Raw genomic sequence first — 15,160 nt, 5'->3', positions numbered from 1 at the left:
GGGTGGAAGGCATTTGGCAGATTACATATGAGAGGCAATTAACTGCTGATTGTCCTGATACATGGCAAACAGATAGTTATTGTAACTGGCGCCCCGGGTCGAATAACCCTGCAGCTTATGGATCATGTTGGTCGCTGTCACTTCCTGATCCGCTTTACGCAACTGCGCCCGTGACTTACGGAAAGAGGCGTACGCAGAGTGTGTATTCAGGTTGGTAACATAGGCGTCAACAGACTCCTGCACGGACTCAAAGTGAGAGTAACCTTTCACCTTACCCGGCCCATTTTTACATGCCCCTTTGGCACACTTCATACCAAACAGGTTGTTGTTCGTCCGCGCCAGCTTCGAGGTTCCCCAACCGCTTTCCGCTGCCGCCATTGTCGCCACCATGCTGTCCGGGATGATGTCCACACGCTCCAGCAGCACGTTCCACGGAATACGGCGCGTATTCCCGGACCAGCTCACTTTGTAGCGTTTGGTCAGTTCCTTCAGACGCGTGCGTTCGGCAGGCGACCACTGACTGTCGTATTGTTTACTGAGCAACCAGTTACGCTCGGCTGCAATCGCTGAGTTTTTGCTGGTGATATAAGGCATTACTGTCCGGAGAAACGCTTTTTTCCTTGGGGTTCCGGAAGGGTATTTTCGCAAATCAGGAAGTGAACTGCTATTTACACTATTGCGAGAATACTCTTGTTTACTGCTTGCCTGTTTTTTTACGCTTGCCTTAGTGACGTGGGCTTTGTGACTCGCTGTTTCTGCTGTGTGTGTCTTTGCCAGCACCCCCCCTGAAAACATCAGGGTGAAAAACATGAGTATCGTCGCCCCAGGTCGTCGCATGGGTATCGATATCATTAAGTCTCCTGGTCGGATATGAACATTCCAACACCTTCTTTTTTGCACAATTTTGAGAGCTGAATCTCAAATCATACCAAAAATAGCCTGCAAGAGCACGTACAGAAATAATCCAATTCTGAAATCATGTCACGGAGAAACTGCACATAAAACAAACAATCTCCCGTAAATGTGGTGTTTATCGCAAATAAACCGGGTTCGATCCCCCTTTCCCCTCCTCCCCCGCAATACGTCTTGCGGGAGGAGTTCTCCGCACGTCCATCGTGGCAAACTGAGCCACAATCGCTCTCACAGGGACTGCATATGAAACACGCCGCGCTGTTACTGCTTTTTTTGCCCACGCTCGCGCTCGCCGATTGGACTGTCCGCGGTTTCCCGCCCTTCAGCAGCAGTGGCGCTGGCGTCTGGCACAGTGAAGCTGCGTTAAAGAAGGGCGCGCAGCCCTTTACCTTGCAGGATGGTCAACAGTGCTGGCAGCCAGCGGATGGCATTAAACTGAACCAGACGCTGTCGCTGATACCCTGTACCGGTCACGCGCCGCCGTGGCGGATCTTCCGCGATGGCGATTATCGGTTACAGATAGATACCCGCTCCGGCACACCCACGCTGATGCTCACTGTGAAAAATGACGTTGCGGCGACGCCTGCTACCGCACAGCGTCAATGCCCGGTTCGCGACGACAAACCGCTCACCATTGCGGTAGGTAACACGTTCGCGGAAGGCAGTCAGGTGCGGGATTTTTACAGTCAGCGCACGGCTACCGTGCGCGATGGCAAGGTCACCTTACAGCCAGCCGCAAACAGTGACGGTTTATTACTGCTGGAGTCAGCAGACACGCAAGGTACAGCCCCCTTTCAATGGCACAACGCGACTGTCTATTTCGTGCTCACCGACCGCTACGTCAACGGTGATCCGGGTAACGATAACAGCTACGGTCGGCATAAAGATGGTCTGCAGGACATTGGTACCTTTCACGGCGGTGACCTGAAAGGACTGACGACCAAACTGGATTATCTGCAACAACTTGGCATCAACGCACTGTGGATAAGTTCACCGCTGGAACAGATCCACGGCTGGGTGGGCGGTGGAACCAAAGGGGACTTCCCTCATTATGCCTATCACGGTTATTACACTCAGGACTGGACCCGTCTCGACGCCAACATGGGCACCGAAAATGATCTCCGTACTCTGGTGGACGAAGCGCACAAACGGGGGATCCGCGTCCTGTTTGATGTGGTGATGAACCACACCGGCTATGCAACGCTGGCGGATATGCAAACCTTCGGCTTTGGTGCGCTCTATCTGAGAGAGGGTGAGCGCGAGAAAATCCTGGGTCAGCACTGGACAGACTGGCGTCCCGCGGCCGGACAGAACTGGCACAGCTTTAACGATTACATCAACTTCAGCGATAAAACCGCCTGGCAAAACTGGTGGGGAAAAGCGTGGATCCGCACCGACATTGGCGATTACGACAGCCCCGGCGTTGACGATCTGACCATGTCGCTGGCGTTTCTGCCCGACCTGAAAACCGAATCCACCACGCCTTCCGGTCTGCCGGTCTTTTACCGGCATAAACCCGATACCCATGCGCAGGAAATCAGCGGCTTTACGCCACGGGATTACCTCACCCACTGGCTGAGCCAATGGGTACGGGACTATGGCATTGATGGCTTTCGCGTGGACACCGCCAAACACGTTGAACGGGATGCCTGGCAACAACTGAAAACCCAGGCGACGCAGGCATTGGCGGAGTGGAAACAGGCCAATCCGCAGAAGAAAATTGACGATGCCCCCTTCTGGATGACCGGTGAATCCTGGGGCCACGGCGTGATGCGCAGCGACTATTACCAGCATGGTTTTGATGCGATGATCAACTTCGATTATCAGGAGCAGGCGGCCAGTGCTGTGCCCTGTCTGGCGAATATGGATGCGATCTGGCAGCAGATGGCCGATAAATTGCAGAACTTCAACGTGCTGAGTTATCTCTCCTCGCACGACACCCGCCTGTTCCGCGAGGGGGGACAGCAGGCGGCAGAACTTCTGCTGCTTGCCCCGGGCGCGGTGCAGATCTTTTACGGCGATGAATCGGCGCGTCCCTTTGGCCCCACCGGTTCGGACCCGTTACAGGGCACGCGCTCAGATATGAACTGGCAGGATTTGAACGGTAGCGCCGCCCAGAGCTTGCGCCACTGGCAGACACTGGGCCAGTTCCGTGCTCGCCATCCGGCGCTCGGCGCAGGGAAACAGACAACGCTAACGCTGCCGCAGGGTTACGGATTCGTTCGCGAATCGGGCAATGACAAAGTGATGGTGATTTGGGCCGGGCTGCCGCAGCGCTGAGTCATAAGGCAAATATCAGCATATAACTCCAAATTATTGGACCGAACAGGAATAAAGTACGACAGAGAGCATCGGGGTGCAATTTGCACCCTGCCTTTCAGAGCGCTATGGTTAGCCACTTTGAACAGCAGTCCGGCAGAACAGTAGCGATGACATTTTCACTTTTCGGCGACAAATTCACCCGCCATGCAGGCATTACACGCCTGATGGAGGATCTCAACGACGGTTTACGCACGCCTGGCGCGATCATGCTTGGCGGCGGTAACCCGGCGCAAATTCCGGCGATGACCGATTATTTCCACAAGCTGCTGGCAGAGATGGTGGAAAACGGCAAAGCGACTGATGCGCTGTGCAATTATGACGGTCCGCAGGGCAAAACCGAGCTGCTGACCGCGCTGGCAGGCATGCTGCGCGAAGAATTAGGTTGGGATATTGAGCCGCAGAATATTGCACTGACAAATGGCAGTCAGAGCGCTTTTTTCTACTTATTCAATCTGTTTGCCGGTCGCCGCGCCGATGGAAGCACCAGAAAAGTGTTGTTCCCACTGGCACCGGAGTATATCGGTTACGCGGATTCAGGGCTGGAAGAAGACCTGTTCGTCTCCGCACGGCCCAATATTGAACTGTTACCCGAAGGCCAGTTCAAATACCACGTCGATTTCGAACACCTACACATTGGCGAAGAGACAGGCATGATCTGTGTCTCGCGTCCGACCAATCCGACCGGCAACGTCATTACTGATGAAGAGCTGATGAAACTGGATGTGCTGGCTAATCAGCACAACATTCCACTGGTGATCGATAACGCTTACGGCGTGCCTTTTCCGGGGATCATCTTTAGCGAAGCGCGCCCGCTGTGGAACCCGAATATTATCCTGTGCATGAGTCTGTCGAAGCTGGGCCTGCCAGGCAGCCGCTGCGGCATTATTATCGCCAATGACAAAGTGATCTCGGCAATCCGCAACATGAACGGCATCATCAGTCTGGCACCAGGCGGTATCGGTCCGGCAATGATGTGCGAAATGATCAAACGCAAAGACCTGCTGCGCCTGTCCGAAGAGGTGATAAAACCTTTTTACTACCAGCGGGTGCAGGAAACCATCGCCACGCTGCGCCGTTATTTACCTGAAGAGCGCTGCCTGATCCACAAGCCGGAGGGGGCGATATTCCTCTGGCTGTGGTTTAAGGATCTGCCCATCAGCACGGAGCTGCTGTATCAGCGGTTAAAAAAACGCGGTGTCCTGATGGTGCCTGGAGATTATTTCTTCCCGGGGTTGGATAAGCCCTGGCCGCATACTCATCAGTGCATGCGTATGAACTATGTGCCAGAACCCTCGCTGATCGAAGAGGGTGTGAAAATTCTCGCCGAAGAAGTTGAAAAAGCCTGGCAGGAAAACTGAAGCCGGACAACCGCATAATACGCCCCCTTACCGGGGGCTTTTTTACGCGCGTAATCAGGCAACACACCCGGCTAACTGACCACGCAGGCGATTTTCCCGCAGCGTTGACGGGTTGAGGCAACTTAGCGCACCGGTCGGGCAGGCTTCCACGCAGGCAGGGCCATTCTCACGGTGCTGGCACAAATCGCACTTCAGCGCCTGCGCCCGGTTATTGAGCACGGTGACCTGCATGGCGCCAAACGGGCAGGCAATAATGCAACTCTTACAGCCGATACAGCGGGACTGTTCCACGCACACCGCCCCCTCAACACGGCTTATCGCCCCGACCGGGCAAACATTGGCGCAAGGCGCATCTTCGCAGTGATGGCAGGTCACTGCCGTAGAGAACGTACCGGTCTTTACCACGCGAATGCGTGCGGAAAACGTGGTGGGTTTGACGACCGAGCAATCCTGGTTGTCCTCGTGCGACACCACACAGGCCACTTCACAGGTGCGGCAGCCAATGCACTTACCCGGATCGGCGATAATAAAACGGTTCATTCTCCACTCCGCCTGACACAAAAAAACAAGGGTGCCAGAAAACGTCATGGCGGCGCTTTGATCGCGGCAGGGAAAGTCGCCAGATTTGTCATCTGCATGAACATGTCTGGCGCTTTGCCTTAACGATGTGTTAACGCGCGGGTCAGAACAGCCCTTGTGGCTTGTCGGAGTAACTCACTAACAGGCATTTGGTTTGCTGGTAGTGCTCCAGCATCATCTTGTGGGTTTCACGCCCAATCCCCGACTGCTTGTAGCCGCCAAACGCTGCATGTGCAGGATAGGCATGATAGCAGTTGGTCCATACGCGTCCGGCCTGGATGCCACGCCCCATTCGGTAGGCCAATGACCCGTTACGGCTCCAGACGCCTGCGCCGAGGCCATAGAGCGTATCGTTGGCCAGTGCCAAGGCTTCATCCTCCGTTTTGAAGGTTGTGACTGCCAGCACCGGGCCGAAAATCTCCTCCTGAAAGACGCGCATCGCGTTCTGACCAAACAGGATTGTCGGCTCCAGGTAGTAACCTGTTTGCAGATCCCCCGCCAGCACTTTACGCCGCCCGCCGGTGAGAATGTCCGCTCCCTCCTGCTGGCCTATGGCGATATAATTGAGAATGGTCTCCATCTGCCCTTGTGAAACCTGCGCCCCCATTTGCGTGGTGTTGTCTAACGGGTTACCGCTACGAATGCTTTCAACCCGGCGAATCGCGCGTTCCATAAAGCGCTCGTAGATGGATTCCTGCACCAGCGCCCGACTCGGACAGGTGCACACCTCACCCTGGTTGAAGGCGAACAGGGCAAACCCTTCCAGGGCCTTATCGAAGTAGGCGTCTTCTTCATCCATCACATCGGCGAAGAAAATATTCGGTGATTTTCCACCCAGCTCCAGCGTCACCGGAATAATGTTTTGTGTGGCGTACTGCATAATTTGTCGGCCCACGTCTGTCGAACCAGTAAACGCCACCTTGGCGATGCGTTTTGAAGTGGCGAGATATTCGCCAATCTCGCCTCCTGCGCCGTTTACCACATTGATGACCCCCGGCGGCAGCAGATCGCCGATAATCTCCATCAGCAACAGTACCGAGAGCGGTGTCAGACGTGCAGGTTTCAGCACAATACAGTTTCCAGCCGCCAGCGCAGGGGCCATTTTCCAGCACGCCATCAACAGCGGAAAATTCCACGGAATGATCTGCCCGACTACCCCGAGCGGTTCATGAAAATGGTACGCCACCGTATCGTTATCAAGTTCACTGATCCCGCCTTCCTGCGCACGTATGCAGCCCGCGAAATAACGGAAATGATCGATCGCCAGCGGCACGTCTGCGCCTTGCGTTTCGCGGATCGGTTTACCGTTGTCCCAGGTTTCCGCTGTCGCCAGCAGTTCGAGGTTTTGCTCCATGCGATCGGCGATTTTTAGCAATATTGCCGCCCGTGCCTGGACGGACATTGCTCCCCATGCCGCTCTGGCTTTGTGGGCGGCATCCAGTGCGAGGTCAATATCCTGCGGGCCAGAGCTGGCAACCTCGCACAACGGTTGACCGGTCACTGGCGTAAGATTCGGGTAATACTCGCCCGCCACGGGAGCGACCCAATCGCCACCGATAAAGTTGTCATAGCGGGCTTTTAACGTCAGGGGAAAACCGTATTTCCCGGGCTGGATAGAGGGCGTTGAGAGGGAGGTGGTCATCGGCGTCTCCTTGCGACAGTTATCCTTACAAGGGTAGACGCGACTGGCGAGATATTCGCCAGTCCGTAATAACTTAAAACAAAACTTCAGTCGTTTTCTTTGGTAAACAATGCCTTGTCGCGCAGGATATGATCGTTGCCGCGACGGCGGGTAAAACCGATGCGGTCAAAATACTCAAGGATCTGGATAGCCAGCTTACGCCCGACGTTAAGCCGGTCGCGGAAGTCCGCCGCACTGGTAGTGCCGCGCGCCTGATCCAGCTCGCGGATCATCGTGGCGAACGTCACAATCCGATCGTTGCGGTAATAACGATCTTTCACGATCGCCGTAATCAGCCCCTGCTGCGCGGCTTGCCGCAATACGGTGCGCATCACCTGTTCATCGGCCGCGACTTCGCGTGCCACATCCCGCACCCACCAGGGTTCATCGCCAAATAGCGGCGCGGCTTTCTGCCATAATTGCGCCTGTTCATCGGTAAAACCTGCTTTATGGTAAGGCAAATGCAACCAGCCGTGATGACTGTGGATCTCACCGCTTTCGCGCATACGCTCAATCAGGGTTAATACCAGCGCTTCGTCTTCCATTGGCAGTGCCATGCGTCGTAGACGCTCGCGCCCCGGTCCCGGCTCTTCGCGATGCTGCTCGTGATAGGTCGCCAGCGTTTCCAGCAGTTTTCGCTGCCAGCGCGCCGCCACCGGTGCATCGAGCAGATTATCTCCGGCGCGGATAAATCCCGGCTGGTTCAGTAATCTCTCCAGCCCGTCCGGACTGAGCTGGCGTGCCCAGCCAAAGGCCGTAAGTTCGACAGCGCCGCGTGACAGATGCACCGACAACGCCTGTGCATCATCGGTCGCCTGCGCCAACGCGGTGATCCAGTTCAGATAGTCCGTTTTACGTTTTCCCCGGCGCGGCGAATTCAGCGCCACTACCCGCGCTCCCGCCAGCGTGCTGCGCGCGGAGATATCCCGCAGCACCAATCGATCGTTATCCGCCAGCCACAGCGGCGTATCCAACACCAGCTCCGCCAGGTCATTCTCCAGCAGCGACACGCGGCCAGTAACGTGGCTGGCGGCATGATGGATGTGCAGAGATTGCCACTGCGTCAGCGGCGTATGTGTTTGCAGGGCGACAATCAGCCGCTCCGTGGGCTCGGGAGGTTGCTGCGACAGCAGCCAGTCACCACGACTCAGCGCCTCTTTTTCCGCATCGCCAGCAATATTCAGGGCGATACGTTGCCCGGCGTGCGCCCGCTCAACGGGCTGATTTTGCGCATGCAGACCACGCACGCGCATCGGTTTATTCACCCCGGTCAGCCATAGCGTATCGCCGATGCGGACATCGCCGGATAGCGCCGTACCGGTCACCACCAGCCCTGCCCCTTTGACGGTAAACGCGCGATCCAGCGCCAGGCGAAAGCGTTGGTGTTCCGGGTGCGCCCGCTCCGGCAGTTGCAGCAGATGCGCGCGTAATTCATCAATCCCCTGCTGCCTCGTAGCCGCCGTGACGAACAGGGTCGCCTGCGGGTAACCGAAAGCACGTAAGGTGTTTTGCACCTCCTCGCGCACGTCGGCAATACGCGCCTCATCCACACGATCGGCTTTCGTCAGCGCCACCGTCAGTGCCGGGTTACCGGTTAACTGCAAAATCGCCAGATGTTCGCGTGTCTGCGCCATCACCCCATCGTCACAGGCCACCACCAGCAAGGCATGATCGATGCCGCCAACGCCCGCCAGCATATTCGACAAAAATTTTTCATGCCCCGGAACATCGATAAAACCCGGCACCCGCCCATCTGGCTGCGGCCAGTAGGCATAGCCGAGATCGATGGTCATACCGCGTTTTTTTTCCTCCGGCAAACGGTCAGCGTTCACGCCGGTAATGGCTTCAATCAGGGTGGTCTTGCCGTGGTCTACGTGCCCGGCAGTGGCAATAATCATTTCAGCAACATCTCCAGCAAGCGGGATTCATTTTCAAGACAGCGGCAGTCCAGCCACAGGCGGCCATCATAGATACGGCCAATCACCGGCTGCGGCAGTGACCGCCACTGCATCGCCAGCGCTTCCAGTCGACGGCCGCTACCGTCGTGGGGAGTAAACGTCAGCGCAGCGCCTGGCAGCCTGTCCACCGGTAACGAACCGCTGCCAATCTGCGACTGACAAGCCTCGACCCGAATAGCAAACTCATGATAGCGCGACGTCAGCGCAGCACACAGACGCTGCGCTTGCTCGCGGATCTCCGGTTCCGGGCGTGTTAAATAGCGCAGGGTCGGGAGGTTTTGCCGGAGCTTCTCCGGGTGCAGATAAAGACGCAGCGTGGCTTCCAGCGCGGCCAGCGTCATTTTATCCGCACGCAGGGCGCGTTTCAGCGGATGTTGCTGCAACTGCGCAATCAGCGCTTTTTTACCAACGATAATCCCGGCTTGCGGGCCGCCCAGCAGTTTATCGCCGGAGAAACTCACCAGACTCACGCCTGCGGCGATCAGCGCTTGCGGCATGGGTTCCTGCGGCAACCCATAAAGACTTAAATCCACCAGCGAACCGCTGCCAAGATCGACAATCACCGGTAACCCGGACGCCTGCGCCAGCGTAACCAGTTCGGCCTCGCTCACCGCTTTGGTAAACCCTTCGACATGGTAATTGCTGGTGTGTACCTTCATCAGCAGCGCAGTATTGTCATTAATGGCCTGCTGATAATCTTTTGCGTGGGTGCGATTGGTCGTGCCGACTTCATGCAATACGCAGCCAGCCTGACGCATCACATCCGGAATGCGAAATGCGCCGCCAATCTCCACCAGTTCGCCGCGCGACACAACCACTTCCCGGCCTGCCGCCGTGGCGGCCAGCATCAGCAGCACTGCCGCCGCATTGTTATTCACAATACAGGCATCTTCCGCACCGGTCAGTTGACACAAAAGATCGGCCAGCGCCCGATCGCGATGACCCCGTCCGGCACCATCGAGATCGTACTCCAGTGTTACCGGTGACCCCATCGCCTGAGCGACCGCATCGATCGCCGCCTGCGGCTGTATCGCTCGGCCTAAATTGGTATGCAGCACCGTCCCGCTGAGATTAAATACCGGGCGCAACGCACTGGTTTCGCTGCATTCCAGTCGCCGTTGTGTTTCCGCCGCCCAATTTTCGCACCAGTCGGGTAGTGTCTGCGCAGTGCGGATCTGCTCACGCGCTTCATCCTGTAATTGGCGCAACGCCTGGGCCACGCGCTGGTGACCAAACGTCGCTAACAGAGAAGTGAACGCCTCGTCACGTAACAGGCGATCGGTAGAAGGGATCTGGCTGTAAAGAGTAGTCATGAAAAGGCCTGGCTGTTGGTTGCCCCTCCCGTCAGGGGCAATTTGACGTGAGGGGATTGTACAGCGACTTTGTTCAGGCGGACATCATGGTTATCACGCCTTTGGCGGCGCAGTGCGGGCGAAGCTCTCACGCAGGAACAAGTTTTCCACCAGTTTGACCAGCAGCGGGCGATTAACACACCAGCCGGGCGCAACGTGGCGGAAGTTGATGTAATCGATGGCGCAGGCTATCGCGATGGTCGCCAGATTGAGGCTATCAACATGCAGTGTTCCGTCACGCAAATAGCTTTCCAGCGCATCCAGCCCGCGGTTCACTTTTTCCCGCTGGCGGAGCAGTTCGGTTTCAGACTGCTGCTCCACCGGGCGCGCCAGCTCACGCACCGACACCAGCGCAGCGTCCATAATGCCGTCTGCCAGTGCTTCAAGCTGGCGAATTTTTAGCGCGGCTTTCGCATCCGCTGGCAACATCGCCGGTGCAATACCTAATAAATCAATGTACTGCGCGATAATCGGCGAGTCATACCACACTTCGCCGTCATCGGTCACCAACGCCGGGACTTTGCCAAGGGGGTTAAATTGCCCCACGCCGTTAACGGCGTTATACGGCTGTTCGTTGATGAATTCGAATGTGATCCCTTTTTCCAACAGGATCACCGAAATTTTGCGTACAAAAGGGCTGGTGTAGCTGCCAATCAGTTTCATTGCCTGGTCCTTTTTTCGCCAACTAAGAAATTAAGTATGCACCAACGGAATCAGACCGTTTCATCAATATGCAAACTTTACCGCCCAGATTAGCACCACAGCCGCAAATGAAAGGGAGTTACAAATCGAACTGGTTGAAAAAGACACAATTTGCGATCGATCACACTCAGAAAAGTCCTGGCGAAAATATCTTGTGATCAATATCACAAATAAATAACAAAGTGCCCGATAGAAAATGCGAAGTTAGTCACATTTAATGCCTTGTTTAGCCTGTTTTTTATTCTTTGTTCTTTTTTTACACACGATTTTTGTGACCATGATCACCATAAAGACCCGATATCCCCCTGTATTAATGTGATTTTGATCACACAAAAAAGCACCATCTGGACAGTACGCCCATTCGGTGCGAGATTTCGCATCACTGATAACCCAGGTCCGGCTACCTCTGCCGCCACATTAACAAACAAACCTCGGGCTTCCGGCCTGTGCGATAGCAAACATAAGAAGGGGTGTTTTATGTCATCCGATATCAAGATCAAGGTGCAGAGCTTTGGTCGCTTCCTTAGCAATATGGTGATGCCTAACATCGGCGCGTTTATCGCGTGGGGTATCATCACCGCATTGTTTATTCCTACAGGGTGGTTACCAAACGAGACGCTGGCGAAACTCGTTGGTCCAATGATTACTTACCTGCTGCCGCTGCTCATCGGTTTCACCGGTGGTCGTCTGGTTGGCGGCGATCGCGGCGGCGTTGTTGGCGCGATCACCACCATGGGCGTGATCGTCGGTGCAGACATGCCGATGTTCCTCGGTGCCATGATTGCCGGCCCGCTGGGCGGTTTCTGCATTAAGAAATTTGACGCCGCTGTAGACGGCAAGATCAAATCCGGTTTTGAAATGCTGGTGAATAACTTCTCCGCTGGCATCATCGGTATGATCCTCGCTATCCTGGCATTCCTCGGCATTGGCCCTGCGGTTGAAGTCCTGTCCAAAGTTCTGTCGGCAGGCGTTAACTTCATGGTTGTGCATGACATGCTGCCGTTGGCGTCTATCTTTGTTGAACCGGCGAAAATCCTGTTCCTCAACAACGCCATCAACCACGGTATCTTCTCACCGCTGGGTATTCAGCAGTCGCATGACATCGGCAAGTCTATCTTCTTCCTGATCGAAGCAAACCCGGGTCCGGGGATGGGCGTTCTGCTGGCGTACATGTTCTTTGGCCGCGGCAGCGCTAAACAGTCTGCTGGCGGTGCGGCTATCATCCACTTCCTGGGTGGTATCCACGAAATTTACTTCCCGTATGTGCTGATGAACCCGCGTCTGCTGCTGGCCGTTATTCTTGGCGGTATGACTGGCGTGTTCACCCTGAGCGTGCTGAATGGCGGTCTGGTGTCTCCGGCTTCTCCGGGTTCCATCCTGGCCGTGCTGGCGATGACGCCAAAAGGTGCGTACTTCGCTAACCTGACAGCCATCTTCGCAGCGCTGATCGTCTCCTTCGTGATCGCCTCCATTCTGCTGAAAACCAGCAAAGTGAAAGAAGAGGATGAAGATATCGAAGCGGCTACCCGTCGTATGCAGGACATGAAAGCACAGTCCAAAGGTGCAACGCCGCTGGCGGCTGGCGACGTGACCAACGACCTGAGCCACGTACGTAAAATCATCGTTGCCTGTGATGCCGGTATGGGCTCCAGCGCCATGGGTGCAGGCGTACTGCGTAAGAAAGTGCAGGATGCAGGCCTCACCAATATTTCGGTGACCAACTGCGCGATTAACAGCCTGCCCTCTGACGTTGATCTGGTGATTACGCACCGCGATCTGACCGAGCGCGCTATGCGCCAGGCACCGCAGGCGCAGCATATCTCCCTGACCAACTTCCTGGACAGCGGCCTGTACACCGGTCTGACTGAACGTCTGGTGGCTGCACAGCGCCACAACGACAACCAGACCAAAGTGAACAGCAGCCTGCAGGACAGCTTCGATGCCTCCAACAGCAATCTGTTCAAGCTGGGTGCGGAGAACATCTTCCTTGGTCGCAAAGCGAGCAACAAAGAAGAAGCTATCCGTTTTGCCGGTGAACAACTGGTAAAAGGCGGCTACGTTCAGCCGGAATATGTAGATGCCATGCTGGAGCGCGAAAAACTGACCCCGACGTATCTGGGTGAATCTATCGCGGTTCCGCACGGCACCGTGGAAGCCAAAGATCGCGTACTGAAAACGGGTGTGGTGTTCTGCCAGTATCCGGAAGGCGTTCGCTTTGGCGAGGGTGAAGAAGACATCGCCCGCCTGGTCATCGGGATTGCTGCGCGCAACAACGAGCACATCCAGGTGATCACCAGCCTGACCAACGCACTGGATGACGAGACGGTCATTGAACGTCTGGCGCATACTACCAGCGTTGAAGAAGTCCTGGCGCTGATCGGTAAATAACAGACCGGCGCTAACCTCTTCCCTCTCCCCTTTGGGGAGAGGGCTAGGGTGAGGAGAAATTTTCGTGGTTCCTCACCCCAGCCCTCTCGGGTAAAAACATTGATGAAGGTTAAGACTATGAAAGCATTGCATTTTGGCGCAGGAAATATCGGACGTGGTTTTATCGGCAAATTACTGGCCGACGCGGGGATTGAACTGACATTCGCCGATGTGAATCAGGTGGTTCTCGACGCCCTTAATGCCCGTCATAGCTATCAGGTGCATGTGGTTGGTGAAAATGAGCAGGTGGATACGGTTTCCGGTGTCAACGCCGTCAGCAGTATCGGTGATGAGGTTGTTGAACTGATCGCTTCCGTGGATCTGGTGACCACCGCTGTTGGCCCGGTCGTTCTGGAACGCATTGCGCCGGCTATCGCCAAAGGGCTGGCGAAACGTAAAGCACAGGGCATTACCACGCCGCTGAATATCATCGCGTGCGAAAATATGGTGCGCGGCACCACGCAACTGAAAGGCCATGTCATTGCCGCGCTGGCGGATGCAGATAAAGCCTGGGTTGATCAGCACGTCGGCTTCGTCGATTCCGCCGTTGACCGTATCGTTCCGCCTTCTGAATCGGCCACCCATGATCCGCTGGAAGTGACAGTGGAAACATTCAGTGAGTGGATTGTGGATAAAACCCAGTTTAAAGGCGCGCTACCGAACATCCCCGGGATGGAATTAACTGATAACCTGATGGCATTTGTTGAACGTAAGCTCTTCACGCTGAATACCGGGCATGCTATAACCGCGTACCTTGGAAAACAGACCGGCCTTCAAACCATTCGCGACGCTATCCTGGATGCCAACATCCGTGCCGTTGTGAAAGGCGCGATGGAAGAGAGCGGTGCGGTACTGATCAAGCGTTATGGCTTTGATGCCGATAAGCACGCCGCGTACATTCAGAAAATCCTGGGTCGTTTTGAAAACCCCTATCTGAAAGACGATGTTGAGCGCGTAGGACGTCAGCCGCTGCGTAAACTGAGCGCTGGCGATCGTCTGATCAAACCGCTGCTGGGCACGCTGGAGTACAATCTGCCGCATGCGAACCTGGTGAAAGGCATTGCCGCCGCCATGCATTACCGCAGCGAACAGGATCCGCAAGCACAAGAGCTGGCAGCGCTTATCGACGAGAAAGGCCCGCAGGCTGCGCTGGCGCAGATTTCTGGTCTGGACGCCAACAGCCCGGTCGTTAACGAAGCCGTCAACGCCTATAACGCAAAGGCATGATGCCGACTATGGCGCGGGATTCCCCGCGCCTGTTAACGAAATTGTCAGATATGCAGGCAATAATGGAAAAAACGCAGGCCTTCGAAAACCGTGTACTCGAGCGTCTGAATGCTGGCAAAACCGTGCGAAGTTTTTTGATTGCCGCCGTTGAGTTGCTCAATGAGGCGATCAATATTCTGGTGCTGCAGGTATTCCGCAAAGACGACTATGCGGTGAAATATGCAGTTGAGCCGCTACTTGACGGAGATGGACCGCTGGGCAATTTGTCTGTGCGTTTGAAGCTGATTTACGGTCTTGGGGTCATTTCCCGCCCGGAGTATGAAGATGCGGAACTGCTGATGGCGCTACGCGAGGAACTGAACCACGACGGCACGGAATATTCCTTTACCGATGATGAAATCCTCGGGCCTTTTGGCGAGTTGCACTGCGTTGCCGCCCTGCCGCCAACACCGCTGTTCGATACCAGCGATCCTGACCTTTTTGCGATGCAAAAACAGCGCTACCAGCAGGTGGTGCGTTCCACGATGGTGCTGTCCCTCACCGAGTTGATTTCCCGTATCAGCTTAAAAAAGGCATTCCAGAAGTAAACTCCGTTATAAATGCTGTATCCTTATCTTTTTATTCCCCAACAAAACCGGGCAC

11 protein-coding genes are annotated in these 15,160 nt (G+C 55.5%); 5 read left to right on the top strand and 6 right to left on the bottom strand.

From position 1 onward, the window contains the following. Positions 1 to 21 precede the first annotated feature (21 nt). Complete coding sequence (locus GA0061071_RS11790; RefSeq protein ID WP_061492540.1) at positions 22 to 852, bottom strand: protein bax; 831 nt, start codon at positions 850 to 852, stop codon at positions 22 to 24. Positions 853 to 1,155: 303 nt separating this feature from the next. On the opposite strand from GA0061071_RS11790, the gene GA0061071_RS11785 reads away from it, so the two are divergent. Together GA0061071_RS11785 and avtA are read left to right on the top strand one after the other, a co-directional pair. Further along, positions 1,156 to 3,192 carry an alpha-amylase gene (locus GA0061071_RS11785; RefSeq protein WP_061492539.1) on the top strand — a complete coding sequence of 679 codons (2,037 nt, stop codon included), beginning with the start codon at positions 1,156 to 1,158 and terminating at the stop codon, positions 3,190 to 3,192. Positions 3,193 to 3,341: 149 nt separating this feature from the next. Next, complete coding sequence (avtA, locus tag GA0061071_RS11780) at positions 3,342 to 4,592, top strand: valine--pyruvate transaminase (protein WP_369407427.1); 1,251 nt, start codon at positions 3,342 to 3,344, stop codon at positions 4,590 to 4,592. Between the two features lie 54 nt (positions 4,593 to 4,646). Here avtA and GA0061071_RS11775 read toward each other — a convergent pair whose 3' ends face one another. The 5 genes from GA0061071_RS11775 to GA0061071_RS11755 form a co-directional block, all read right to left on the bottom strand. Further along, complete coding sequence (locus GA0061071_RS11775) at positions 4,647 to 5,132, bottom strand: 4Fe-4S dicluster domain-containing protein (protein ID WP_088238276.1); 486 nt, start codon at positions 5,130 to 5,132, stop codon at positions 4,647 to 4,649. A gap of 142 nt (positions 5,133 to 5,274) precedes the next feature. Beyond that, on the bottom strand, positions 5,275 to 6,813 hold the full coding sequence (exaC, locus tag GA0061071_RS11770; protein ID WP_088238275.1) for an acetaldehyde dehydrogenase ExaC: 1,539 nt from the start codon (positions 6,811 to 6,813) through the stop codon (positions 5,275 to 5,277). A gap of 86 nt (positions 6,814 to 6,899) precedes the next feature. Further along, entirely contained in the window at positions 6,900 to 8,750 is a 1,851-nt protein-coding gene (gene selB / locus GA0061071_RS11765) for a selenocysteine-specific translation elongation factor (protein WP_088238274.1), read from the bottom strand. After that, the gene (gene selA / locus GA0061071_RS11760) at positions 8,747 to 10,123 is read right to left on the bottom strand and encodes an L-seryl-tRNA(Sec) selenium transferase (RefSeq protein WP_088238273.1); all 1,377 of its coding nucleotides are present in this window, start codon (positions 10,121 to 10,123) and stop codon (positions 8,747 to 8,749) included. Before selA ends, selB begins: the two co-directional genes overlap by 4 nt. A gap of 93 nt (positions 10,124 to 10,216) precedes the next feature. Further along, positions 10,217 to 10,825: a glutathione S-transferase gene (locus GA0061071_RS11755; protein WP_061492534.1), complete on the bottom strand. Its 609-nt coding sequence runs from the start codon at positions 10,823 to 10,825 to the stop codon at positions 10,217 to 10,219. 516 nt (positions 10,826 to 11,341) lie between these two features. Between GA0061071_RS11755 and GA0061071_RS11750 the strand changes: the two genes are divergently transcribed. The 3 genes from GA0061071_RS11750 to mtlR all read left to right on the top strand — a co-directional run bounded on the left by GA0061071_RS11750 (position 11,342) and on the right by mtlR (position 15,105). After that, a complete protein-coding gene (locus tag GA0061071_RS11750) occupies positions 11,342 to 13,252 on the top strand; it encodes a PTS mannitol transporter subunit IICBA (protein WP_088238272.1) in 1,911 nt (636 codons plus the stop codon). A gap of 117 nt (positions 13,253 to 13,369) precedes the next feature. Continuing rightward, the gene (gene mtlD / locus GA0061071_RS11745; protein WP_476737403.1) at positions 13,370 to 14,518 is read left to right on the top strand and encodes a mannitol-1-phosphate 5-dehydrogenase; all 1,149 of its coding nucleotides are present in this window, start codon (positions 13,370 to 13,372) and stop codon (positions 14,516 to 14,518) included. Between the two features lie 8 nt (positions 14,519 to 14,526). Further along, positions 14,527 to 15,105: a mannitol operon repressor MtlR gene (gene mtlR, locus GA0061071_RS11740; RefSeq protein ID WP_088238270.1), complete on the top strand. Its 579-nt coding sequence runs from the start codon at positions 14,527 to 14,529 to the stop codon at positions 15,103 to 15,105. Positions 15,106 to 15,160: the final 55 nt, after the last annotated feature.

Source organism: Kosakonia oryzendophytica (assembly GCF_900094925.1).
Classification (GTDB): domain Bacteria; phylum Pseudomonadota; class Gammaproteobacteria; order Enterobacterales; family Enterobacteriaceae; genus Kosakonia; species Kosakonia oryzendophytica.
The sequence above is the reverse complement of the archived record's forward strand: the minus strand, read 5'-3'. Positions and strand labels throughout refer to the sequence as shown.

Excerpts from the sequence above, each read along its gene's own strand:
- GA0061071_RS11790 (WP_061492540.1), bottom strand. The coding sequence starts at position 852 with ATGATATCGATACCCATGCGACGACCTGGGGCGACGATACTCATGTTT.
- GA0061071_RS11785 (WP_061492539.1), top strand. The coding sequence starts at position 1,156 with ATGAAACACGCCGCGCTGTTACTGCTTTTTTTGCCCACGCTCGCGCTC.
- avtA (WP_369407427.1), top strand. The coding sequence starts at position 3,342 with ATGACATTTTCACTTTTCGGCGACAAATTCACCCGCCATGCAGGCATT.
- GA0061071_RS11775 (WP_088238276.1), bottom strand. The coding sequence starts at position 5,132 with ATGAACCGTTTTATTATCGCCGATCCGGGTAAGTGCATTGGCTGCCGC.
- exaC (WP_088238275.1), bottom strand. The coding sequence starts at position 6,813 with ATGACCACCTCCCTCTCAACGCCCTCTATCCAGCCCGGGAAATACGGT.
- selB (WP_088238274.1), bottom strand. The coding sequence starts at position 8,750 with ATGATTATTGCCACTGCCGGGCACGTAGACCACGGCAAGACCACCCTG.
- selA (WP_088238273.1), bottom strand. The coding sequence starts at position 10,123 with ATGACTACTCTTTACAGCCAGATCCCTTCTACCGATCGCCTGTTACGT.
- GA0061071_RS11755 (WP_061492534.1), bottom strand. The coding sequence starts at position 10,825 with ATGAAACTGATTGGCAGCTACACCAGCCCTTTTGTACGCAAAATTTCG.
- GA0061071_RS11750 (WP_088238272.1), top strand. The coding sequence starts at position 11,342 with ATGTCATCCGATATCAAGATCAAGGTGCAGAGCTTTGGTCGCTTCCTT.
- mtlD (WP_476737403.1), top strand. The coding sequence starts at position 13,370 with ATGAAAGCATTGCATTTTGGCGCAGGAAATATCGGACGTGGTTTTATC.
- mtlR (WP_088238270.1), top strand. The coding sequence starts at position 14,527 with ATGGCGCGGGATTCCCCGCGCCTGTTAACGAAATTGTCAGATATGCAG.